The following is a 21,290-nucleotide window of genomic DNA, read 5'->3' on the forward strand; positions in this document are numbered from 1 at the left end:
CTGTTTTGCTCAAGAAAATCTTCACCGGCTTGCTGCTGTCGCTGGCATTGCTCATCGTGGCGGCCCTGGCCGCGTATCTGTATTACTGGCGTCCCGCGCTGGCGCCCATCGATCCCCCTGCCGCCACGGCATTTCCCCCGCAAGTGGTGGAGCGGGGCCGCATCCTGGCCGGCATGGGCAATTGCGCCGCTTGCCACACGGCCAAGGGCGGCGCCGAGTACGCGGGCGGCCACGGCCTGGCCACGCCGTTCGGCACGATCTATGCGACGAATATCACGCCCGACCGGCAAACGGGCATCGGCCGCTGGTCGCAGGCCGCCTTCCAGCGGGCCATGCGCGAAGGCGTGGGCCGCGACGGTGCCCATCTGTATCCCGTCTTTCCGTACACCCATTTCAACCTCGTCTCGGATGACGACCTGGCGGCCTTGTACGCGTATTTCATGACGCGCCCGCCCGTGTATGCGGCAGCGCCCGCCAACAGCGTGCCTTTCCCCCTGAACTTGCGGCCCTTGCAGGCAGGCTGGAAGCTGCTGTTTTTCAAGCCGGCCAGCTATCAACTCAATCCCGCGCAAGGGCTGGACTGGAACCGGGGCCGCTACCTGGCCGAGGGCCTGGCCCATTGCGCCGCCTGCCACACGCCGCGCAATGCGCTGGGCGCCGAACTTGCCGGCTCATCCTATCTGGGCGCGGCCATCGACCACTGGTATGCGCCGGCCTTGACCAGCGCCAACACGGCCCCGCTGCCGTGGACGCAGGACGAGCTGTACGCCTTTTTGCGCACGGGGGCGACGTCCCTGCACGGCGTGGCGGCCGGGCCCATGTCGGCTGTCGTGCATGAAGGCATGGGCGCCTCGCCCGATAGCGATATCCGCGCGCTGTCCGTGTATTTTGCGGGCGTGGCCGGTGCAGAGCAACGCCAGGTCGATACCGATACCGTGGTAAAAGCTGGCATCAAGCGTTCGCAGCGCGTCAGCCTGGTCGACAACGACCGTGGCGCCAGCCTGTACGTGGCCGCCTGCGCGTCGTGCCATTCGAACAGCGATGGCAAGCCCGCGGCGCTGCGGCCGGAACTGAGCCTGAACAGCGCCGTCAGCGCGCCCGATCCCGCCAACCTGATCCAGGTGATCCTGCACGGCTTGAGCAAGGACGAAGCCATGCCCGGCGTGCTGATGCCCGGCTTTGCCGCCTCGCTGACGGACAACGACGTGGCTCAGCTGGCCGCCTATCTGCGCCGCAGCCGCAGCCACCAGCCGGCCTGGACAAATCTGGAAGCGGCCGTGGCACGCGCCCGCGCCGGCAAGTAATTACTGAAAGACTCTATGTACAACATGACCGTGAATGGCCAGCCCTTCGGCACCGAGAGCGACGCCGAGACGCCCCTGCTGTGGGTGCTGCGCGACGAAGTTAAATTAAAAGGCACGAAGTTTGGCTGCGGCATCGGCATGTGCGGCGCCTGCACCGTGCACGTGGATGGCCGCGCCATGCGCTCGTGCATCACGCCGATTGCCGCCGTGGCCGGCTGCGCCATCACCACCATCGAAGGCCTGTCGCCCGATGGCACGCACCCGTTGCAGCGGGCGTGGCTCGCCACGCAGGCGCCCCAGTGCGGCTATTGCCAGTCGGGCCAGATCATGCAGGCGGCCACCCTGCTGAAAGACTATCCGCAGCCGACCGATGCGAATATCGACGCCGTCATGAGCGGCAACCTGTGCCGCTGCATGGCGTATGTGCGCATCCGCAAGGCCATCAAACTGGCGGCCGGCATGCAGGAGGCGCCCGGTGTTTAAGTTACCGAAAGAAAATTCAGCTGCCCGCCCCAGCCCATTGGGACGGCGCGGTTTCCTGATCGCCGCCGCCGGTACGGGATTTACCCTCGCCTTCCTGCGCGCCGACAGCTCCCTGGCCGCAGGCAAGGCGGCGCCCGTGCAGTCTAAGCAAAGCGCCGCGCCCGTGTTCGATCCCAGCATCTGGTTTGAGATCGGCCGCGACGGCATCGTTACCGTCAACATCGCCAAGGCGGAAATGGGCCAGCATATCGGCACGGCCCTGGCGCGCATCGTGGCCGAGGAGCTTGAAGCGGACTGGAGCAAAGTACGCTTGCATTACGTGGACACGGACCCGAAATGGGGCTTGATGGTGACGGGCGGCAGCTGGTCCGTCTGGCAGAATTTCGACCCGCTCAGCCGCGCCGGCGCGGCCGGGCGCCTCGCGCTGGTCGAGGAGGGCGCGCGCCTGCTGCGCGTGCCCGTGTCCGCCTGCCACGCCAGGCTGGGCGTCGTGCATGGCCGGGGGCGGTCGATCAGCTATGGCGACATCGTGCGCCGTGGCAAGCTGGCGCGCCAGTACTCGCCCGAGCAATTGAAAGCCATCGTGCTGAAGACGCCGCAGCAGCGCAGCCTGATCGGCCAGAACGTGCAGGCGCTCGACATCCCCGCGAAAATCAATGGCACGGCCATGTACGGCATCGATGCGGAAGTCGAGGGCATGCTGTTTGCGCGCCCGAAGATCCCGCCCACGCGCTACGGTTCGAAAGTGGTGTCCATCGATGATACGGCGGCCAGGAAGGTGCCGGGCTACCTGCGCAGTGTAGCCCTGCAAGACCCCAGCGGCACGGTGCCCGGCTGGGTCATGGTGGTGGCCGAAACGTATGCGGCCGCCATGCGCGCGGCCGAGCTCGTGCAAGTGAAATGGCGGGCCGGCGCGGCCGCCCACGTGGCGGAGCAGGATATTGTCAACTACGCGACCAAACAGCTGGCCGACGCGAGCCTGGGCGCCCGCGTCGTCGATGACGATGGCGTGGAGCAAGCGTTCAACGATGCCAGCCTGCAGCTGGAGCGCCACTACACGACCAGTACCGTGCTGCATTTCCAGCTGGAACCCGTCAATGCCCTGGCGCAGGAAATCGACGGCGTCTGGCACATTCATGCGGGCAACCAGTGGCAATCGTTGATCCTGCCCGTGCTGGCGCAAGCGTTGAAGGTGCCCGAGAGCCATGTCATGCTGCACACCTATCTGCTCGGTGGCGGTTTCGGGCGGCGCCTGAATGGCGATTATTGCGTGCCGGCCGCGCTGGCGGCGCAAGCCGTGGGGCGGCCCGTCAAGATGATTTGCACGCGGGCCGACGACGCCCGTTTCGATTCGCCCCGTTCGCCGTCCGTGCAGCACGTGCGCATGGCGTTCGACGACGCGGGCAAGGTGTCTGCGATGGTGCACGAAGCGAGCGCGGGCTGGCCCACGCAAGCGATGATCCCCGCTTTCCTGGCCAAGGATAAGCAGGGCCATCCGTATGACCCGTTCGCCATCGCCGGCGCCGACCATTGGTATTCGGTGGGTGCGCAGCGCGTGCGGGCCGTGTCGAACGACCTGGCCAACAGCAGTTTCCGCCCCGGCTGGCTGCGCTCCGTGGGGCCTGGCTGGACGAATTGGGCTGTGGAAAGTTTCATGGACGAGGCGGCGCAGGCGGCCAAGGTCGATCCGCTGGCGTTCCGCTTGTCGCTGTTGCAGGCGACGGGGCGCAATGCGGGCAGCGCGCCGAACGCCGTCGGCGGCGCAGCGCGCCTGGCCCATGTGCTGCAGCGCGTGGCGGACAAGGCGGGCTGGGGCACGGCCATGCCGCCCGACACGGGCCTGGGCATCGCCGCCACGTTCGGCCAGGAACGCGACATGCCGACCTGGACGGCCTGCATTGCCAGAGTGAAAGTGGACCGCAGCACTTGCATGGTGAAAGTCGAAAAGCTGTTCATGGTGATCGACGCGGGCAGCATCGTCGATCCCGATGGCGCGCTGGCGCAGGCGGAAGGGGGCGCCCTGTGGGGCGTGAGCATGGCCTTGCATGAAGGCACGGCTTTCCTCAACGGCCAGGTGAAGGATACCAACCTGAATACCTACACGCCCCTGCGCATGGCCGACGTGCCCGAGCTCGACATTGAATTTATTGCCAGCACGCAAACATCGACGGGCATGGGCGAGCCGCCCACGACGGCCGTGGCGCCGGCGATCGGCAACGCCATCTTTGCCGCCGTGGCCTCGCGCGTGCGGCACTTGCCGATCCGCCCGGAAGCCGTGCTCAAGGGGCTGGACCGGCACGGCGCCGTCTGATGCGGGCGCGTGGCGAATTTGACGTGCGCCGCGCGTGAACGGGCGCAGGCTGGTACACTGATGCTTGCCGATCAGCGTACTAGCAGCGTGATTTCAGCTTGATGTCAGCGTCATTCCAGCTCGATAGCGGAGGCAGCCATGCAAGAACAATTTGTCAGCATCACGGCCGATGAACTTCAAATGGACGGCGTGCTTGAAATGCCCGAGCGGCCCGTGGGCATCGTCCTGTTTGCCCACGGCGCGGGCGCCGATAGCGACTACCTTGGCGCTTCCAGCCACGCCACCTCCCAGGATTTTTTGCGAGCGGGCATCGCTACCCTGCGCTTCGACCAGGGCGGTATCGAGCCTGGCGGCGGCAGCAATGGCCACGCGTATTTCGTGCGCGGCGATATCGTGCTGCTCGCGCGCCAGCTGGAAAAAGCCCTGGGCTGGCTGCAAGTGGACCCGTCCACGCGGCGCTTGCCCTGCGGCCTGTATGGCTATGGCACCAGCGCGGCCGTCGTGATGCAGCTGGCGGCCTGGCGCAGCGCGGAAATCGCCGCGCTGGCCGTTTGCGATGGGCAGGTGGAAATGGCGGGCAAGGCGGCGCTGGAAAACGTGCGCGTGCCGTCTCTGCTGATCGTGGGCGGACGCGACCCCGACGTGGCCGGCCTGAACCGCATGGCATTTGCCACCTTGCGCTGCGACAAGCAATTGGAACAGATCGCCGCGCCCAGCGGCCCCGACACGCGCCACCAGGCCGCTCTGCTGGCAACGGACTGGTACACGCGGCATTTCAACGGGCATACCAGTACGGCGCAGTAGGGATCGCCGTCCGCTTGCTGTGAGGGCAAGGCCTTGTCAGCTTGGCGAGCCGGCATTGCGCCGCGGGGTGGGCGTCAGGCATTCAAATTGCCAGGAAACCGCTTCGTAGGTCAGATCCTTGACGTCGGGAGGAAGAGCCGCGTTCTCGAAAAGTTTCATCTTGTAGTACATCGTGACGGCCCGCAGCGCTGTTTCCTTGAAGTCACGATGGCGATCGTAAATGGCACGCGGTGTGATCTCGAAGCCGCGCTTGCTCATGTGCTCGTATACCTCTTGCGTCGAGGTCCCCTCATTGAACTCACCCGTAAAGATGGGGGTTTTTTTATCCTGAGATTGCTGCAAGACTTCCACTGTGCCGCCACATAGCATGCCTACCCAGCTAGCCAGGGAGCCTTGAAAAACCCGGAGCCGTACGGTGTACGTATGCAAACGGGCAAAGAAGAGATTCACCTTGGCTGGGTTTTCTATTTCCGCAAGATCAATGATGGCAAAGCTGTTTTTCGTACTGGCCATGTTATTGACATCCGTTTCTTTCCTCTTATTTTCGGATAACAAGCGTATCGTTTTATCAGAGATTTCTACGATTTTTCTGATGTTTTCCACGCTCACGTCTGCCGCTTGCGTACCCAGTTTTACCTGGCGCCGTATGTGGTCGCGCAGCACATTGAATTCGCAAAGCAGTGCGAGGCGTGGCAGGAATTCCGGCGCATGGCAGGATGTCAAGGCGGCACCGGGATGCTTGACGCTTTTCAGCACGCCCATCCTGGACAGCCAGGCAAAGCAATCGATAGGCGCGGCAATAAACTCAAAAGCAAACATGCGCTCCATCAAACGGTAGCGCACGGTGGACGGTGCCTGTGCGTATTTTTCCAGCAAATTGTTCATGATGTCGATGATCACGTCCTTGTCGCACGCATGGGCCTTACTCAGGACGGCGAGTACATACCCTTCAAAAAAGTTCAGCTTGTATCTTTCGCTTTCCTCAAGCCGCTCCATGGTGGTGTCTTCGGGCAGCGGAGGAGCGTTGTCCGGATAAGTCTCTTTCAGTAGAAATAGCGAATCGGACAATTCTGCTTCCATCAGGCACAAGACGCCATGTTTGACGACCTGCCGTTGTACGCCGGCCATGCCCTTGGCCGTAAGCTCACGATCCAGATCCTCGGCGAGACTCTTCAGCCAGCGACGTTCCTGGTTAAAAAGGCAATGCACCAGAATCTGGTTGAAGAATAATTGATCCAGCAGATCCAGGCCAGCCGTGTGAGATGCCGATATGCGGGCCATGCCCATGCTCCAAAGTTAAGGCGGCTCAGTGTCCGCCCTGATTGTATTTCATGAAGGTTTGGCGCGATAAAGCTCAGGTGGCAGCGCTCGCCACCGCGCCGGAAACCGCTGCTCCCAACGTCGCTCCGCCTGCGCCCACAACCAGGGTACCCGCCGCCATGCCTCCGCCACCAGCAGCGAGAGCGCCGCCGCCCAAGGCTGCCAGGGACCCGTTGACCAGTGCGGCGCCAGCCGTGGTGCTGATGAGCGTTCCGGTACTGGCGGCCCCCAGCAAGCCTGTCGTGCCGATCACGCCGGCAATCGGGCCGGCAAACGCCAGCGCGGTACCGCCGGAGGCGACCGTGGCGACACCGATCGCAATGGACTTGACGGGATTTTCCGCGATCGTGTCCACGGCAGAGCCTATGGCATCCATGGTTGCATCCACGATCTCGCCAATAAAATCAAACATACCCATGACCTTCTCCTATGTAGTGAGCAGAACCGAGCAGAAAAAGACGGTCTTTTCCTGAACTGCTGCTCGCATTGTAGGAGCGCAGGTATTGCCGGTCTATTTGCTATTCGCGTGTACCGTTTTACACAATCAGGCATCTTGAAAATAGCTTGCGGCAGCCGAATCGGTCCCGGCAGTCTGACATGCAAGCTTGCTTCGACTAGCCAGGCTCAAGCTGATCCGATCCGCCACGGGCCGTGAGCGAGGAATCGAAAAAATCATGTATTGATGGCATTCGTGTGTTCCGGTGCCTTGCTGGCTTATGCCATCAGGGCGCGCAAGTTGCGCGCATGGAAGCGCACGTGCTCTTCCATGAAGCTGGCGATGAAGTAATAACCGTGGTCGTAGCCGGCATGGCGGCGCAGCCGTAATGGCTGGCCGGCGTCGCGGCACGCCGCTTCGAAGACATCGGGGTGCAGTTGCTCCGGCAGGAATTTGTCGGCCAGGCCCTGGTCGATCAAGATGCCTTCGGGGAACAGCGGCGGCTGGCCCTGCAGGCCGCGCATCAGCGCGCTGGCGTCGTACTGCTGCCAGCTGGCCGCATCGCTGCCCAGGTAGCCCGTGAATGCTTTCTTGCCCCATGGACATTGGCTCGGTGCGGCGATGGGGGCGAAGGCGGACACGGAGCGGAACAGTTCCGGGTTGCGCAAGGCCAGCACCAGTGCACCATGGCCGCCCATCGAATGGCCGAAAATGCCCGTGCGTTGCGCATCGATCGCCAGTTCCTGCTCCAGCAGGGCGCGCAGTTCCAGCAGGTAGCTGTACATGCGGTAGTGGCTGCTCCATGGCGCCTCGGTGGCGTCCACGTAAAAGCCGGCGCCCGCGCCGAAATCCCAGGAGTCGCTTTCGCCCGCGATGTCCGCGCCACGGGGACTCGTGTCGGGGGCGATCAGGATCAAGCCTTCCTCGGCCGCCACGCGCTGCGCGCCGCCCTTGATCATGAACGTTTCTTCCGTGCAGGTCAGGCCCGCCAGATAAAACAGGGCGGGGCGCTTGGTAGTGACCGTGGCGCCTGGCGCTGTGTCGGGAATGAAGGCCGAGAAACGCATGGGCAAGCCGATGGCTTGCGCGTCGTGGCGATAAAAGCGTTGTACGCCGCCAAAACAGGCGTGTTCACTCAACAGTTCCAGCATGAATTCTCCTCGTTAATGCCACAGTATAGCCAGACCGGCGCAGGGCCGGCACGGGATCAGCCCAGCATGGCCGCTAATGCAGGCAAGATGTCTTGTGCCGGGGCATCGGTCTTGAATGCCAGCAAATGGTCGGCGCGCGTCTTGCCCATGTTGATGGCGGCCACGGGCTTGCCCGTTTCGGCCGCCATGCGGCACAGGCGAAAGCTCGAATACACCATCACGGACGAGCCCACCACCAGCAGGGCGCTGGCCGTGTGCATCTTGCTTTCGGCCTCGGCCGAGCAGGCGGCGGGCACGCCATCGCCGAAAAACACCACGTCGGGCTGCAAGGTGCCGCCGCAGCGGGGACAGACCGGCACGTGGAAAATGGCCAGCTGGGACGGCTCGAGCAAGGCGTCGCCATCGGGCGCCGGCGTGGCCGTGGCGCCCAGCAGTTGGGGATTGTCGCGTTCGAGCTGCTCCTGGATCAGGCGGCGCGTATGGCGGGTACTGCAATCGAGGCAGACGACGCCATGTATGCTGCCGTGCAACTCCGTGACGGCGGGGCTGCCGGCCTGCTGATGCAGGCCATCGACGTTTTGCGTGACCAGGCCGCCGACCTGGTGGCGCCGGGCCAGTTGCGCGATGGCCAGGTGACCGGGATTCGGCGTGGCGCGCGCCAAGGTCGGCCAGCCCACCATGCTGCGCGCCCAGTAGCGGCGGCGCACGGCTTCCTGGCGGCGAAAATCGGGGCCTTGCACGGGCGCATTGCCGCGCCGTACGCCTTCCGTGTCGCGGTAGGCCGGTATGCCGGACGCCGTGCTGATGCCGGCGCCCGTCAGCAGCAACACGTCGGGATGGCGCTGCAGGAACTGGGCCAGTTGATCGAGAGCGTAGTGCTGACTGGCTGGCTGCAGGCTGGCTGAGGAAAAGTTTTGCATGATGCGCCATGCTAACCGAAAAGCATGGCGCCGTTGCACGGGACGGCGATTACTCCAGTTTCATGCCGAAACGCTGCAGCCGCGGCTGCCAATGCTCCTGGATATTGGCCGAGACGAGTATGCGCTCGGCCTTGCCGATCAGCAATGCGCGGGGCACGAAACCGAAGTAGCGCGAATCGGCGCTGTTGTCGCGGTTATCGCCCAGCATGAGGAAATGGTCGGCCGGCACCGTCACGGGGGCAAAGCTGCGGGCCGCGCCTGCGATTTGCGGCAAGACCTGGATGCGGTGCTGTTCCGTCTGGTTGCGTTCGCTGATGCGCTGCGCCGTCAGCTGGCCCACGTGGGCGATGGTTTCAGGCGCCGTGTCGAGCGCCGTGTACTGGGCGGGCTGGCCATTGATGACCAGCTGTTCATTGCGCATTTCCACCGTATCGCCGGGCAGGGCGATGATGCGCTTGATCAATCGCGTGCCGTCTTTCGGTGAGGAAAAGGTGACGATGTCGCCCCGTTGCGGTTCGCCCAGGCGCTGCAGCACGATATCGGTGAGCGGCACTTTCAGGTTGAAGGCGAGGCGGTTGACGAAGACCACGTCGCCCTCGAGCAGGTTGGGGCGCATGGATGCCGACGGTATGGGATTCCAGTCCGCCACGGCCGTGCGGAACACGCCGAACAGCAGGAGAAACATCAAAAAACCTTTGTTGGCGCGCATCCATGTGCTCATGTCGGCTCTTTCGCTGGGCTGTGCCCGTGATGGTGAAGGGAAACGCCACGGCTGCTGGCGACCTGTTCACGATGCACGGCGAGGCTGAAGCCAGTCTTAAATAGGCGCACTGCGCAGGTAAATGGCAGGCATGGCGTGATTGCTGTTGCGTGCACGCATCACCATGGCGGTTTCAAGGATGGCGGCACGGTGACTGTGTATCGTCGCCATTGTGCAGGCGCTTGCCGTGCATGTCATCCCACAGCTCACCGAGCGCCACCAGCAAGCCGCCGCCCACGAAGGGGATGGCCACCAGCCATGGAATGCTGTCGAGCCAAGGGCCCAGCACGATGGCCGAGGCCACGGCGATGACGATGGCGCTGCACCAGAAGCGGCGCGGATGCCGGAGCGTCAGCAGGTAGTGAAGATCGTTCATAAATCCTCCTTGGTGAGCATGCGGAACGGCCGGGCGGCCAGGATGCTGCTGACGGCGATGACGATGCAGCCGTCCAGGAAAAACAGCACCTTGCCCACCAGGTGCATGCCCTGCACGAGATAGGCGGGCAGCTCCCGCGCTTCCGCCCACTGTGTCATGCGCGCCAGCACGATGGCGGCGGCAAAGATGACGACGGCCAAGGCCAGCACCAGCAGCACATGTTCGAACAGGCGTAGCCGCAGTTTCATGTTGGACTTGGCAAGGTTGGGAAGATTCCCGAGCCTTGACGTTATCAGTCCATCATGGTGCGGCTTTGCGCTGTGACAAAGTCGCCCCTGATAGGATAAAAGTGGCGTTGCTGCCGGAAAAATGCGGCATCTCAGGCCATGGCTTGCGTGTTGCGCCGCTCAAAATACAGCAAGTCCGACCAGGCATTCTGGAAAAACATGGCTTGTTCCGACTTGCCATATTGATGAAAGCCGTTGCGCTGCATGACCGCGACCGAGCCCAGGTTTTGCGGCCGCGCCGTCGCTTCCAGGCGCCACAGATCCAGCGCGCCAAACGCTTCGTCCAGCAGCAGGGCCACCACGCGCGTGGCGTAGCCGCGTCCGCCGAACCGTTCGCCGATGCGGTAACCGAGCGCTGCCTTGTTGAAATAGGGGCGCGTGACGCCCGTCAGGTTGACCCTGCCGATGATTTGCCCGTCCAGCTTGGCCAGGTACTGGTAGGCGCGGTCCTGTTCGCGTTCGCGCTGCGCCTGCTCGATGGCGGCGGCGATGGCTTCCTGGTGATAGTAGGACGGCGCGCGCGCCGTGACCCAGTGTTCAAAATACGCGCGGTTGTCCAGTTCGAAGGCCAGCAAAGCGGGAAGGTCGGCGCTGGAGGGCGGGTGCAGCTGAAGGCGGTCTAGGTCTGGCATGGGAGCGTGTCGGAAAGCGATGCGCCATTATAATCAGCTGGCGCATTGCGCAGCACACCCGTTTGAACTCAAGAAGGAGCAGCATGCTGTCCCATATCTGCCTCGGCACCAACGACTTTCCCCGCGCCTACGCTTTCTATACGGCCCTGCTGGGAGAACTCGATCTGATCGAAAAATTTCATGATACGGCCAAGCCCTGGGCGGGCTGGATGGCGCAGCAGGCGCCGCGGCCCCTGTTCGTGCTGACGGCACCGCATGACGGCTTGCCGGCCGCGCCAGGCAATGGCCAGATGACGGCCTTGCTGGCGACCAGCCGCGCGCAGGTGGACCGCTGCCACCAGGCCGTGCTGGCGCTGGGCGCCGTGTGCGAAGGGCCACCCGGTTTGCGCCCGCATTACCACGCCCATTACTATGGCGCCTACTTCCGCGACCTCGACGGCAACAAGCTGTGCGTCTGCTGCCACGCCGAAGAATGATTCAGCGCTGGCCCCAGATATCGTCTTCCGTCCAGCCCAGTTCCAGGAAATCCTGCGCCCGCTCATCCGCTTCGCCGGCGCAATAGAATTCGTCGAGCTGGGGCGGCGCGATGCGCGTGCCGGCCAGCATGGCGTGCACTTGCCCCCGGTGGTGGATCTGGTGCTGGAACAGGTGTGCCAGCAGGCGCTGGCGCGTGTCGATTTGCGGCGTGTCGCGCAATATCGTCACGGGCCGCGCCAGGTCGGCATCGCACAGGCTGCGGCAATGGGCGATCAGGCGCAGGTCCGATGCGCGCTGCGCCGCATGCAGGGCCGCGCAATCGCTGAACGGTTCATCCTGTTCAAAGAAGACGTAGCAGTCGGCATGCGGCGCTTCGCCGCGCAGCTCGCGTTCGAGCGCGTCGAGATAAAACCAGTCGCATGTGAGGATGTGGTTCAGGGTGAGCTGGATGGTGGGAAAAAAGCTGACGCGCGTGGCCTGGAATTCGGCCTGGGTCAGCTGGCCGCACGCCTTCAGCAGGCGGTGGTTGGCCCAGGCGTTGTTGTACGCCTGGCTGGTGATGTAGTGCGCAAGTGGATTGTTCATGATGGATCGCTTGTCGGGCAGGGCAGGGCAGGGTTTTGCAATGCCACTTTAGCATGTTGCGGCAGATGGACAAAGCGCTCACGCCAGCCGCACCAGCGCTGCCATCATCAAGTAAAATCGTGGGGCGGATTGCGCGATAGTGATGCAGATAGGGCTTGGATAGCAAAATGGGCTGGATAGGAAAATTACTGAACGGCGGCGACGAAAAAAGCAAGCCTGCGGCAGTCTCGGCAGCGGCGGCTGCCGAAGCGGCACGGCAGCCAGCCACCATCACTGAAATCGATGCCATGTACTACCGCTGGCTGGCGGCCGCGAGTGCGGCGCAGGCCCCGGAGCAGACTGAACAGCAGATTCTGGACGAGCTGGCGCGCCTGGTCCGTGAACCGATCGCTGGCGCTGCGCTGGTACCGCGCATTCCAGCCATCATTCCGCAGTTGATGCGTACCTTGCAAGATGAAAACATGAGCGCGGCCAAGCTGTCGGCCCAGCTGGCCCAGGACGTGCTGCTGGTCGCCGAGGTCTACCGCGAAGCGAACCGGCCCTGCTATCAGTCGCGCTATAACGCCAGCCCGTCGATCAACAATATGGAAGGCGCCATCATGCTGCTCGGGCAAAACGGCATGCGCATGCTGCTCGCCCGTGTCGCCTTCCGCCCCATCGTCAGCATGCAAAGCGGCGGGCTAACCGTGCGCACGGCGCCGCTGATCTGGCGCCAGTCCGAGAAATGTGCGCTGGCGGCCAGCCTCGTCGCGCCGGCCATGCATGCCAACGCCTTCGACGCCTATCTCGCGGGACTGATGGCCAATGTCGGCCTGGTGGTGGCGTTCCGGCTGATCGACCAGATGCATGCGCCCGATGTCTTCCCGCAATCGGACGCCTTCATCGCCCAGGTGTTTGCGCAAGCGCGCATCCTGTCGGTGCGGATCGCCGAATTGTGGGAGTTCCCCCAGTCCGTGACCCGCGCGATCGGGCAGGTGGGGCAAGCCGATGCCGATCCGCAGGCGCAAGCGCTGGCGCTGGGCGAACGCTTGAGCAAGCTGCGCATGCTGGCCGATACGGGCCGCTTCCCCGCCGACGATCCTTTCGTGACGAGCGGACTCGACAAGAACGCCCTGCTGGCGTTTGGCAAGCTGGCCGACGACGAGGACTGATGGCAACCGCGTGCGGCTGATATCACTCAGCGCGCAAAATACAGTTCGTGCAGGTGCTCGAGGTCGACGTCAAGCGCCGCCTGCGACAGCGCCACTTTACCGCTTTGCATCAGGTAGACGTGATCGGCCACGCCGACGGCGCGCGCCGTGTTCTGTTCCACGAGGATGATGGTGCGCTTGCCGTCGTTCAGGCGCGCGAGGATCTCGAACAGCTCGTTGACCACCAGCGGCGCCAGGCCCAGCGAAGGTTCGTCGATGATCAGCAGCGACGGGTCCGACATCAATCCCCGCGCCATCGCCAGCATCTGCGCCTCGCCGCCGGAGAGCGAGCCGGCCAGCTGCTTGCGCCGTTCGTGCAGGCGCGGGAACATGGCATAGGCTTCGGCCAGGCGCGCCCGCATGTGGCTGCGGTGCTCCTTTGGAAATGCGCCCATGATCAGGTTTTCTTCCACGCTCATGTCGCGGAACGTCATGCGCCCTTCCGGAATCATGGTGACCCTTGCGTCGCTCATCTTCCACGTCGGCGTGCCGTTGATGGACTGGCCGTCGAGCGCGATGCTGCCCGCGCCGACCGGCAGCAAGCCCATGATGGCGCGCAGCAGGGTCGTCTTGCCGGCGCCGTTCGGGCCGATGATGGTGGTCAGCTTGCCCTTCTGGATAGCCAGCGACACATCCCACAGCACATTGATGGCGCCATAGCCGGCGCGCAGGTTTTCAACTTTAAGCATGGGCTGCCCCCGTATAGCTTTCGATGACGGCCGGATCGCGGAAGACGGCGTCGGGCGTGCCGTCGGCGATCAACTGGCCAAAATTGAGCACGGCCACGCGCTGGCACAGATTGCTGATGGTCTCGATATCGTGCTCGATCATGACGATGCCCACGCCAAAGGCCGCGTGCAACTCCTTCAGCATGCCCATGAAGCGGCGCTTGCCGTTCGTTTCCAGACCCGCCAGCACTTCATCGAGCAGCAGCAGTTTCGGGTTCGTCGCCAGCGCCTTGGCCACTTCCAGCGCTTTCAATTCCGTCAGCGCCAGTTCGCTGGCCGCGTCGCGCCCGGCCTTGTCAAGCAGGCTCGTGAAATCGAGGATTTCATCGATCTTGCGCATGTCGACCTTGCCCGTGCCGAAGCGCTGCGCCACGACGAGGTTTTCGCGCACCGTCAATTCATGCATCGGTTGGGGGATCTGGAAGGTACGCCCCAGTCCCAGGCGCGCGCGCTGGTACATGGGCGTGGCCATGATGTCGCGTCCTTCGAAGCGGATGCTGCCGCTGGTGGGGCGCACGAGGCCCGAGATCGCATTGAACAGGGTGGTCTTGCCGGCGCCATTCGCGCCCACGAGGCCGATCACGTCATGGCTGGCCACTTTCAACGTGACGGAATCGACGGCCGTCAGGCCGCCAAAGCGCACGGACACATTATCGAGTTCAAGCATGTGCTTTCTCCTTCGCTTTGAACATTTTGCGTAGCAGCGGCAGCAAGCCGTTCGGGCTGAAGACGATCATCGCCACCAGCAGCACGCCCAGCACCAGCTGGTGGCCCGTGGGGATCAGCGACTTGAAAATGAGCTGGTCGACCAGGTAGACCACCACGGCGCCCAGCACGGGGCCGAGTATCGTGCGGTAGCCGCCGAAGATGGCCGCCACGATCGGCAAGGTCACCCACAGGCTGTTGAAGGCGTAGTCCGGTTCCAGGAAGTTGATGTAATGGGCGTTGAAGGCGCCGAACAGGCCAGCCATGAATGCCGACACGAGCAGCATCGCGCCTTTCAGCAAGGTGCTGTTGACGCCGACGACGCGCGTGGCGTCTTCGCTGTCGTGCATGGCGCGCAGGGCGATGCCGTAGTGGCTGGCGCGGATGCGGCTGTAGGCAAACGCGCATGCCACCACCAGGGTCAACACGACCAGGTAGGCGCCAGTCTTGCTGGCCAGATCGAAGCCGAAGACGGTGGGCAAGGCGGGAATATTGTTGATGCCGCCGGCACCGCCCGTCACCGAACTCCATTCTGTGGCCAGGATGCGGAAGATGTGGGCGTAGGCGAGGATGGCCAGCGCAAAATACGGCCCGCGCAAGCGCAGCACGGGCAGCATGATGACGGCGGCGATGGCCGCCCCCGCGCCGCCCAGCAGCATGGCGGCAAACACGGGCAAGCCCAGTTTCACGGTGGCCAGCGCGGAGACATAGGCGCCCACGCCGAAGAAGGCCGCATGGCCGAAGCTGACCATGCCGCCCAAGTTACCGAGCAGGGCCCAGGACATGGCCACGCCGCCGATGATCAGGGCCGCCACCACCATGCTCATCACGTACTGGTTGGTGCCCAGGGCCAGCGGCACGGCAATATAGGCGGCCAGCAGCAGGCCCGCCGTGGAAATCAAAGTCGAGCGCTTCATCCGCGCCTCCGTTGTGCGCCGAACAAGCCGTTCGGCATGATGAACAGCACCAGCAGGAACAGCACCATGCCCGACAATTCCTGCAGCGCGGAGCTGGCCAGGGTGACGGTCAGCGCTTCGGCCACGCCCAGCAGCACGGCGGCCAGCAGCACGCCGGGGATCGAGCCGATGCCGGCCAATACCGTGATGATGAAGGCTTTCACCGTCAGGGCGCCGCCGTAGGCAGGCTGGATCACGCCATAGCTGAACAGGGCGACGCCGGCGAAGGCGGCCAGGATGCCGGCGACCAGAAAGGACACGAGTTCCGTGCGGCCCGGGTCGATGCCCATCAGCTTGGCCGCGTCGCGGTTGCTGGAGACGGCGCGCACGGCGCGGCCATACCAGCTGGTCGACAGCCAGCGCCACAGGGCCGCCATCAGCACCAGGCTGACGCCAAAGAAAATCACTTCGCTGCGCATGCTGAAAAACGGACCGATTTCAAAACCTTCCTGCAGCCAGGTCGACGACGTCGAGCGGATGTCCGCCTTCCATACGAGCAGGATGAAATTGGTGAGGATCACGCCGATGCCGTAGGTGAGGATCAGCGAATTGATTTCGCGGTCTTTCTTGATGCGGCTGACGATCAGGTACACGCCGACGGACGTGAGGCTGACGATCACCAGCGCGATGGGAATGGCGAACATGGGGCCGAGTCCAAGCCCGGATTCCACGCTGTAGGCGATGTAGGCGGCCAGCAGCACCAGTTCGCCGTGCGCCAGGTTGATCACTTTCATGGTGCCGAAGACCAGCGCCAGTCCCAGTGCGATCAGGGCGTAGGAGCCGCCCTGCAGCAAGCCCGAATACAGGGCTTGCAAGATTAATTCTGTCATGTCGTCATCCCGTCAGGCCACTTTGGCGCATCGCGAAGATGCGCCAGGGTGGCCGTTCATCGGTGCGCGTCCGTGCGGGCGCGCGCGTGTGCAGCGGGAGGCTGCCGTTTACCAGGGCAGGGCTGGATAGGCCAGCTTGCCCGTCGCGTGTTCCTTCGGCCAGACGATGACCACTTTCTTGTCTTGGTGCTGCGCCATGCGGTGCACGAAGTTCTGGTTGTCGCCATTGGCGGCAAACTGTACGCGGCCGATCAGGGTTTCGCGGTCCGTCTTGCGCATTTCCTCGGCCACGCCGCCTTTCTTGATGGTGCCTTTGTCGGCCGCGCGCGCGATCGCTTCGAACAGCAGCATCGATTGCACATAGCCGAACTGGCCCAGGTAGTCCGGCTCCTTCTTGTACAGCTGCTTGTAGGCGTCGCTGAAGGCCTTGCCGTCGGCTGTCTTGAATTCCGTGGGGAAGGGCAGCAGTGCCGTGCCGAACACGTTCGGCATCAGGTCGGGGAAGTCGGCCGCCATCTTCGGCGTGGCCAGCGACCACACGCCGACCATGGCCTTGATCTTCGGTTTCAGCACGCGCGCGGCGCGGATGATGCCCACGTAATCGTTTTCGTAGCCGACCATGGCCACGACTTCCGATTTGTCCTGTAGCTTGATCTTGTTGATGATGGGCTTGAAGTCGGTAATGGCCGGGTCGAACGAGTGCGTCGTCACTTTCACGCCCTTGGCGGCCAGGGCTTTTTCCACGTCTTTCGCCAGGCCCGTGGTGGCGTCCTTGGTCGAATACACGATGGAGACGGACTTGGCGCCCACGTCCTGCAGCAATCCCAGCATGGCTTTTTCGTAGCCGGCTGTATTATTAATGCGGAAAAAATTCTTGCGCCCGCTGGTCACCAGGCTGTCGTCCACGCCTCCCGAAGTGATGTAGACGAGGCCCAGTTTATTCGCCGTGTCCGAGGCGGGCGAGATATTGTTCGAGCCATAGCCGCCCGTGATCGCCACCACGCCCTGGCTGGCCAGCTTTTCCACGGCGGCGATGGCCTTGGCGGGCGCCGATTCGTCGTCGACGGTGATGATCTTGATCGTGTGCTTGCCGTTGGTCTTGTTGAATACCTCGGCCGCGACCATGATCCCTTCCTGCATGCCGGCGCCGACGCGCGCCAGGTTGCCCGTCAACGGGATTTCCGCGCCGACCAGGAATTCGTCGGCGCTGGCGTTTGCCATCCAGGCGCTGGCAACCAGCGCTGCCATGGCGATGCGTGTGTAGGTGCGTTTCATCGTGTCTCCTCCGGTGATGTGGCTTGGTTTTATTGTCGGGTCTGGTACAGCAGGGTTAATTCACAGGGTATTCTGCGCCATTTGCCGCAGCTGCCCCTTTAAAATCTTGCCCGTGGCGGCGGCCGGCAGCGCTTCCATGACGATGATGGCGGACGGGCACTTGTACGGCGACAGGGTCTGCGCCAGCCAGGTCTGCAATTGTGCCACGCTGGCGGGTTGGCGCGGGTCGAGTTCCACATAGGCGATGACGTCCTCGTTGCCATCGGCGAGGGTGCGTCCCACCACGGCCGACTGCACCACGGACGGGTGGGCGTTCAGGGCCGTTTCCACTTCCAGCGGATACACATTGAAGCCGGAGCGGATGATCAATTCCTTGGTGCGTCCCACGATGAACAGCGCGCCGTCGGGATCCTGGCGCGCCATGTCGCCCGTGTTCAGCCAGCCGCCGTCGCGCATGGCGGCTGCCGTCATGGCCGGCTCGCGGTAATAGCCGGCCATGATGTTCGGCCCGCGTATCCACAGCTCTCCCGGCTCGCCGGGCGCCACGTCAAGGCCGGCCACGTCCACCACGCGCACTTCCACGCCGGGGATCGGCATGCCGACGGAATCGTCGCGGCGTGGCGTTTCCAGGCGCGTCTGGCTGATGGTGGGCGCGCTTTCCGTCATGCCGTAGCCATTGTGCAGCGCGGTGCCCAGCAGCTTTTCCACCTCGTGCTTGAGCGATGGCGCCAGCGGCGAGCCGCCCGCATACGCAAAGCGCAATCGCGTCGGCAGGGGAGTCTCCGCGCCGCCCAGGGTTTGCAGCAGTTTGGCGTACATGGCGGGCACGCCCTGCACGATGGTCAATTCATCGTCTTTCAGCGCGGCCAGCAAACCATCGACGGAAAAGCGCGGCACCAGATATAAGGCGGCGCCCGCATACAGCGTGCCCAGTGCCACCGAGGCCAGGCCGTACACGTGCGAAATCGGCAGCACGCCGTAGGCGCGGTCCGTGCGCGTCAAGCCGCGCAAGTTGCTGGAGACGGCGGCGATGAACAGCAGGTTGCGGTGCGTGAGCATCACGCCTTTCGACTGCCCCGTCGTGCCCGTCGTGTAGATCAGCGCGGCCACCTGTTCGTTGCCGGGAACCGTGTCTTCCGCGATGGCAGCGTCGTTCAAGCCGCCCGCCAGCAGCTCGCCCATGCCATCGACGGTGACGGGGCTGGCGCCACGCCGCGCCGCGTGAGCGGCCGCTTCCGGCGAGGCGCCGGCCAGGAACAGCACGCGCCGTGAGGAACTGTGCGTAGCGATGGTGTCGATTTCGCGCGCCGACAGCCGCGCATTGACGTTGACGATCCATGCATCGATGCTGGCGGCCGCGAAGATCAGCGCCACCTGCAGTGCGCCATTTTCGCCTACCACCATCAAGCGGTCACCGGCGCGCACGTCCAGCTGGCGCAGCAGCAGCGCCGCATGTTCCACACAGTGCTGCAGCTGCGCGTAAGTCCAGTGGCGGCCACCTTCATGCAGTGCCGGCGCATCGGGCGCGCGCGCGGCCCAGTAGGCGGGGATGGCCGACAGGCGCGCCGGCAGGCCGGCCAGCAGGGAAGGAATGTCCATCGCGGCCTCCTTCACTTTTGCGCTGCCTTGATCATGTTGCGGGCGATGACGATTTGCTGGATCTGCGTCGTGCCTTCGTAAATGCGGAACAGGCGCACGTCGCGGTAGAAGCGTTCGGCCGCATATTCGCTGATGTAGCCGGCGCCGCCGTGGATCTGCACGGAGCGGTCGGCCACGCGGCCGCACATTTCGGAGGCGAACAGCTTGCAGCACGACGCCTCCGTCGAGATGTCTTCCTTGTTGTCGCGCCGGCGTGCCGCGTCGAGCACCATGCTGCGCGCGGCATAAATCTCGGCCTTGCTGTCGGCCAGCATGGCCTGGATCAGCTGGAATTCCGCGATGGGCTGGCCGAACTGCTGGCGCTCCATGGCGTAGGCAAGGGCGTCGGCCAGCATGCGTTCGGCCGCGCCCACGCAGACGGCGGCGATGTGCAGGCGTCCCTTGTCGAGCACTTTCATGGCGGTCTTGAAGCCCACGCCTTCCTTGCCGCCGATGATGTTCGCGGCCGGGACACGGCAGTTTTCAAAGATCACGTCGCAGGTATGCGCGCCTTGCTGGCCCATCTTCTTGTCGGTCTTGCCCAAGGAAAGGCCCGGCGTATCCTTTTCCACGATGAAGGCGGAAATGGCCGAGGCACCGCGCTTGACGGGGTCCGTGCGCGCCATCACCGTGAAGATGCTTGCTTCGGGTGCGTTGGTGATATAGCGCTTGCTGCCGTTGAGGATATAGAAGTCGCCATCGCGCACGGCCGTCGTGCGCAGCGAGGCCGCGTCGGAACCGGAACCCGCTTCCGTCAGGGCGAAGGAGCCGATGATCTCGCCCGCCGCCAGCTTGGGCAGGTAGTATTGTTTTTGCGCTTCCGTGCCGTCGATGACGATGCCTTGCGAGCCGATGCCGTTGTTGGTGCCGATCAGCGAACGGAAGGCGGGCGAGGTACGGGCGATCTCGAAAGCGACGCGCACTTCTTCTTCCATGCTCAGTTCCAGGCCGCCGTACGCTTCCGGAATCGACAGGCCGAACAGGCCCAGTTCGCGCATCTGCGCCACGATGGCAGGTGGTATCGTATCTGTTTCAGCCACCAGCGCCTCGTTCGGCACCAGCACTTCGCGCACGAAACGGGCGATGCTGTCGAGCAGGATGTTCAGGGTTTCTTCGTCGCGTATCATCGGTTTCCTCGGCGCTTTGATTTGAGCTGTCGTTGAGAGGGGCGCGCAGTCTAACCGCGGCCCAGGTTTTTTTCCACTGTCTTGACGAGGGCCACCAGGCGCGGTCCCAGGTCCGATTCGAGTTTTTCACGCGACAGCAAAAAGGCGGGGCCGCCGCAATTGAAGGCCATCACCTGTTCGCCGTCGGCTCCCAGCATGGGCACGCCCACGGCATGCACGTCGTTCTGCCACTCGCCGGCCGAGATGCAAAAGCCCCTGTCCTGGTAATCCTTGAAGCCTTGTTCGATGCCGGCCTTGATGCGGGGCCAGCGTTCCGTCTCGTGCACCCTGGCGTGGTCCATCAGGTAGTCGCGTTCGGCCTGCGGCAGGATGCACAGCAGGGCCTTGCCCATGGCCGTCGTCATCAGCGGAATGCGCGAGCCGACGTCGAGGCGCAGGGTGACGTTGGCGCTGCTGCGGCACGTTTCCACGTAGACCATGCTGAGACGGTCGCGTGTGCCCAGCGACACGGAGGCTTGCGCATGTTCGGCCAGTTCCTCCATCAGCGGGCGCGCCATCTTGCGCACGTCGAGATTCGACAGCATGCGGTAGCCGAGGGCCAGCACGCCGGCGCCCAGCTGGTACTTGCCCAGGCTGTCCGAGTAGTTCAGGTAACCGAGTTTGGTGAGCGTGTAGGTGAGGCGCGAGATCGTCGGTTTCGGGATGCCCGTGCGCTTGGCCATGTCCGCGTTCGACAGATAGACTTCACCGGGGCGAAAGCAACGGAGCACTTCCAGCCCGCGCGCCAGCGCGTTGACGAACTGGCGGTCCTTGCCTTCCTCGTCATCGCCGAAGACGATCAGTTCCGGATCTGCCGCGGTCTGAATATTTGTCATATTTGCATTCATTTTCAGGCTCCCTGGAAACCAGTTTGCCTAGCCAAATTGTGCGTGTCAACCGTTTTGTGAAACATTCGTTCGCACAGCGAAATGGTGCGGTGCATGAACGGTGCGGGA

The 21,290-nt window shown here is 63.8% G+C and carries 23 protein-coding genes; 6 read left to right on the forward strand and 17 right to left on the reverse strand.

The window, feature by feature from the left end:
* Positions 1-5 precede the first annotated feature (5 nt).
* The 4 genes from KO538_RS10625 (at position 6) to KO538_RS10640 (ending at position 4,902) form a co-directional block, all read left to right on the forward strand.
* Complete coding sequence (locus tag KO538_RS10625; RefSeq protein ID WP_219328293.1) at positions 6-1,304, forward strand: cytochrome c; 1,299 nt, start codon at positions 6-8, stop codon at positions 1,302-1,304.
* A 15-nt stretch (positions 1,305-1,319) separates the two neighbouring features.
* Positions 1,320-1,787, forward strand: coding sequence for a (2Fe-2S)-binding protein (locus KO538_RS10630; RefSeq protein ID WP_072454663.1), 468 nt, complete (start codon positions 1,320-1,322; stop codon positions 1,785-1,787).
* Positions 1,780-4,098, forward strand: coding sequence for a molybdopterin cofactor-binding domain-containing protein (locus KO538_RS10635; protein WP_219328294.1), 2,319 nt, complete (start codon positions 1,780-1,782; stop codon positions 4,096-4,098). The genes KO538_RS10630 and KO538_RS10635 overlap by 8 nt, the downstream gene beginning before the upstream one ends.
* A gap of 138 nt (positions 4,099-4,236) precedes the next feature.
* Positions 4,237-4,902 carry a dienelactone hydrolase family protein gene (locus KO538_RS10640; protein WP_051991852.1) on the forward strand — a complete coding sequence of 222 codons (666 nt, stop codon included), beginning with the start codon at positions 4,237-4,239 and terminating at the stop codon, positions 4,900-4,902.
* Between the two features lie 36 nt (positions 4,903-4,938).
* On the opposite strand, the gene KO538_RS10645 is transcribed toward KO538_RS10640, so the two are convergent.
* The 8 genes from KO538_RS10645 to KO538_RS10680 all read right to left on the reverse strand — a co-directional run bounded on the left by KO538_RS10645 (position 4,939) and on the right by KO538_RS10680 (position 10,784).
* Positions 4,939-6,183 (reverse strand): hypothetical protein, encoded by a 1,245-nt coding sequence (locus tag KO538_RS10645; protein ID WP_219328295.1) that lies wholly within the window; start codon positions 6,181-6,183, stop codon positions 4,939-4,941.
* Positions 6,184-6,256: 73 nt separating this feature from the next.
* Positions 6,257-6,640, reverse strand: coding sequence for a hypothetical protein (locus KO538_RS10650; RefSeq protein ID WP_219328296.1), 384 nt, complete (start codon positions 6,638-6,640; stop codon positions 6,257-6,259).
* A 296-nt stretch (positions 6,641-6,936) separates the two neighbouring features.
* Positions 6,937-7,809 (reverse strand): S-formylglutathione hydrolase, encoded by an 873-nt coding sequence (gene fghA, locus KO538_RS10655; RefSeq protein ID WP_307788881.1) that lies wholly within the window; start codon positions 7,807-7,809, stop codon positions 6,937-6,939.
* A gap of 56 nt (positions 7,810-7,865) precedes the next feature.
* Complete coding sequence (locus KO538_RS10660) at positions 7,866-8,729, reverse strand: NAD-dependent protein deacetylase (RefSeq protein ID WP_219328297.1); 864 nt, start codon at positions 8,727-8,729, stop codon at positions 7,866-7,868.
* A 49-nt stretch (positions 8,730-8,778) separates the two neighbouring features.
* The gene (lepB, locus tag KO538_RS10665; protein WP_070304325.1) at positions 8,779-9,450 is read right to left on the reverse strand and encodes a signal peptidase I; all 672 of its coding nucleotides are present in this window, start codon (positions 9,448-9,450) and stop codon (positions 8,779-8,781) included.
* 172 nt (positions 9,451-9,622) lie between these two features.
* Complete coding sequence (locus tag KO538_RS10670) at positions 9,623-9,865, reverse strand: hypothetical protein (RefSeq protein WP_070304326.1); 243 nt, start codon at positions 9,863-9,865, stop codon at positions 9,623-9,625.
* Complete coding sequence (locus KO538_RS10675; RefSeq protein ID WP_219328298.1) at positions 9,862-10,113, reverse strand: hypothetical protein; 252 nt, start codon at positions 10,111-10,113, stop codon at positions 9,862-9,864. Before KO538_RS10675 ends, KO538_RS10670 begins: the two co-directional genes overlap by 4 nt.
* Positions 10,114-10,244: 131 nt before the next feature.
* The gene (locus tag KO538_RS10680) at positions 10,245-10,784 is read right to left on the reverse strand and encodes a GNAT family N-acetyltransferase (RefSeq protein ID WP_051991856.1); all 540 of its coding nucleotides are present in this window, start codon (positions 10,782-10,784) and stop codon (positions 10,245-10,247) included.
* 83 nt (positions 10,785-10,867) lie between these two features.
* Between KO538_RS10680 and KO538_RS10685 the strand changes: the two genes are divergently transcribed.
* Positions 10,868-11,260, forward strand: a complete 393-nt coding sequence (locus tag KO538_RS10685) for a VOC family protein (RefSeq protein ID WP_070304329.1) — start codon at positions 10,868-10,870, stop codon at positions 11,258-11,260.
* A gap of 1 nt (position 11,261) precedes the next feature.
* Here the strand turns inward: KO538_RS10685 and KO538_RS10690 are convergent, their stop codons facing one another.
* Entirely contained in the window at positions 11,262-11,846 is a 585-nt protein-coding gene (locus KO538_RS10690) for a DinB family protein (RefSeq protein ID WP_219328299.1), read from the reverse strand.
* Between the two features lie 155 nt (positions 11,847-12,001).
* On the opposite strand from KO538_RS10690, the gene KO538_RS10695 reads away from it, so the two are divergent.
* Positions 12,002-12,997 (forward strand): HDOD domain-containing protein, encoded by a 996-nt coding sequence (locus tag KO538_RS10695; RefSeq protein WP_257620289.1) that lies wholly within the window; start codon positions 12,002-12,004, stop codon positions 12,995-12,997.
* 26 nt (positions 12,998-13,023) lie between these two features.
* Here KO538_RS10695 and KO538_RS10700 read toward each other — a convergent pair whose 3' ends face one another.
* The 8 genes from KO538_RS10700 to KO538_RS10735 all read right to left on the reverse strand — a co-directional run bounded on the left by KO538_RS10700 (position 13,024) and on the right by KO538_RS10735 (position 21,170).
* Complete coding sequence (locus tag KO538_RS10700) at positions 13,024-13,725, reverse strand: ABC transporter ATP-binding protein (RefSeq protein ID WP_219328300.1); 702 nt, start codon at positions 13,723-13,725, stop codon at positions 13,024-13,026.
* A complete protein-coding gene (locus tag KO538_RS10705; protein WP_219328301.1) occupies positions 13,718-14,431 on the reverse strand; it encodes an ABC transporter ATP-binding protein in 714 nt (237 codons plus the stop codon). The genes KO538_RS10700 and KO538_RS10705 overlap by 8 nt, the downstream gene beginning before the upstream one ends.
* Positions 14,424-15,386, reverse strand: a complete 963-nt coding sequence (locus KO538_RS10710; protein WP_072454652.1) for a branched-chain amino acid ABC transporter permease — start codon at positions 15,384-15,386, stop codon at positions 14,424-14,426. Before KO538_RS10710 ends, KO538_RS10705 begins: the two co-directional genes overlap by 8 nt.
* On the reverse strand, positions 15,383-16,255 hold the full coding sequence (locus KO538_RS10715) for a branched-chain amino acid ABC transporter permease (RefSeq protein ID WP_072454651.1): 873 nt from the start codon (positions 16,253-16,255) through the stop codon (positions 15,383-15,385). Before KO538_RS10715 ends, KO538_RS10710 begins: the two co-directional genes overlap by 4 nt.
* A 108-nt stretch (positions 16,256-16,363) precedes the next feature.
* Entirely contained in the window at positions 16,364-17,530 is a 1,167-nt protein-coding gene (locus KO538_RS10720; protein WP_072454650.1) for an ABC transporter substrate-binding protein, read from the reverse strand.
* A gap of 60 nt (positions 17,531-17,590) precedes the next feature.
* Positions 17,591-19,129, reverse strand: a complete 1,539-nt coding sequence (locus KO538_RS10725) for a class I adenylate-forming enzyme family protein (RefSeq protein ID WP_219328302.1) — start codon at positions 19,127-19,129, stop codon at positions 17,591-17,593.
* 11 nt (positions 19,130-19,140) lie between these two features.
* Positions 19,141-20,295 (reverse strand): acyl-CoA dehydrogenase family protein, encoded by a 1,155-nt coding sequence (locus tag KO538_RS10730; protein WP_219328303.1) that lies wholly within the window; start codon positions 20,293-20,295, stop codon positions 19,141-19,143.
* A gap of 50 nt (positions 20,296-20,345) precedes the next feature.
* Positions 20,346-21,170 carry an IclR family transcriptional regulator gene (locus KO538_RS10735; protein WP_035817702.1) on the reverse strand — a complete coding sequence of 275 codons (825 nt, stop codon included), beginning with the start codon at positions 21,168-21,170 and terminating at the stop codon, positions 20,346-20,348.
* Positions 21,171-21,290: the final 120 nt, after the last annotated feature.

This window comes from Janthinobacterium sp. NKUCC08_JDC (genome assembly GCF_019345575.1).
GTDB lineage: Bacteria > Pseudomonadota > Gammaproteobacteria > Burkholderiales > Burkholderiaceae_D > Janthinobacterium > Janthinobacterium aestuarii.

What these genes read in the sequence shown, in the direction of transcription:
- KO538_RS10630 (WP_072454663.1), top strand. Translation starts at nt 1,320, where the DNA reads ATGTACAACATGACCGTGAATGGCCAGCCCTTCGGCACCGAGAGCGAC.
- lepB (WP_070304325.1), bottom strand. Translation starts at nt 9,450, where the DNA reads ATGAGCACATGGATGCGCGCCAACAAAGGTTTTTTGATGTTTCTCCTG.
- KO538_RS10645 (WP_219328295.1), bottom strand. Translation starts at nt 6,183, where the DNA reads ATGGCCCGCATATCGGCATCTCACACGGCTGGCCTGGATCTGCTGGAT.
- KO538_RS10660 (WP_219328297.1), bottom strand. Translation starts at nt 8,729, where the DNA reads ATGCAAAACTTTTCCTCAGCCAGCCTGCAGCCAGCCAGTCAGCACTAC.
- KO538_RS10675 (WP_219328298.1), bottom strand. Translation starts at nt 10,113, where the DNA reads ATGAAACTGCGGCTACGCCTGTTCGAACATGTGCTGCTGGTGCTGGCC.
- KO538_RS10685 (WP_070304329.1), top strand. Translation starts at nt 10,868, where the DNA reads ATGCTGTCCCATATCTGCCTCGGCACCAACGACTTTCCCCGCGCCTAC.
- KO538_RS10640 (WP_051991852.1), top strand. Translation starts at nt 4,237, where the DNA reads ATGCAAGAACAATTTGTCAGCATCACGGCCGATGAACTTCAAATGGAC.
- fghA (WP_307788881.1), bottom strand. Translation starts at nt 7,809, where the DNA reads ATGCTGGAACTGTTGAGTGAACACGCCTGTTTTGGCGGCGTACAACGC.
- KO538_RS10720 (WP_072454650.1), bottom strand. Translation starts at nt 17,530, where the DNA reads ATGAAACGCACCTACACACGCATCGCCATGGCAGCGCTGGTTGCCAGC.
- KO538_RS10670 (WP_070304326.1), bottom strand. Translation starts at nt 9,865, where the DNA reads ATGAACGATCTTCACTACCTGCTGACGCTCCGGCATCCGCGCCGCTTC.
- KO538_RS10715 (WP_072454651.1), bottom strand. Translation starts at nt 16,255, where the DNA reads ATGACAGAATTAATCTTGCAAGCCCTGTATTCGGGCTTGCTGCAGGGC.
- KO538_RS10710 (WP_072454652.1), bottom strand. Translation starts at nt 15,386, where the DNA reads ATGAAGCGCTCGACTTTGATTTCCACGGCGGGCCTGCTGCTGGCCGCC.
- KO538_RS10690 (WP_219328299.1), bottom strand. Translation starts at nt 11,846, where the DNA reads ATGAACAATCCACTTGCGCACTACATCACCAGCCAGGCGTACAACAAC.
- KO538_RS10705 (WP_219328301.1), bottom strand. Translation starts at nt 14,431, where the DNA reads ATGCTTGAACTCGATAATGTGTCCGTGCGCTTTGGCGGCCTGACGGCC.
- KO538_RS10680 (WP_051991856.1), bottom strand. Translation starts at nt 10,784, where the DNA reads ATGCCAGACCTAGACCGCCTTCAGCTGCACCCGCCCTCCAGCGCCGAC.
- KO538_RS10730 (WP_219328303.1), bottom strand. Translation starts at nt 20,295, where the DNA reads ATGATACGCGACGAAGAAACCCTGAACATCCTGCTCGACAGCATCGCC.
- KO538_RS10725 (WP_219328302.1), bottom strand. Translation starts at nt 19,129, where the DNA reads ATGGACATTCCTTCCCTGCTGGCCGGCCTGCCGGCGCGCCTGTCGGCC.
- KO538_RS10700 (WP_219328300.1), bottom strand. Translation starts at nt 13,725, where the DNA reads ATGCTTAAAGTTGAAAACCTGCGCGCCGGCTATGGCGCCATCAATGTG.
- KO538_RS10735 (WP_035817702.1), bottom strand. Translation starts at nt 21,170, where the DNA reads ATGACAAATATTCAGACCGCGGCAGATCCGGAACTGATCGTCTTCGGC.
- KO538_RS10650 (WP_219328296.1), bottom strand. Translation starts at nt 6,640, where the DNA reads ATGGGTATGTTTGATTTTATTGGCGAGATCGTGGATGCAACCATGGAT.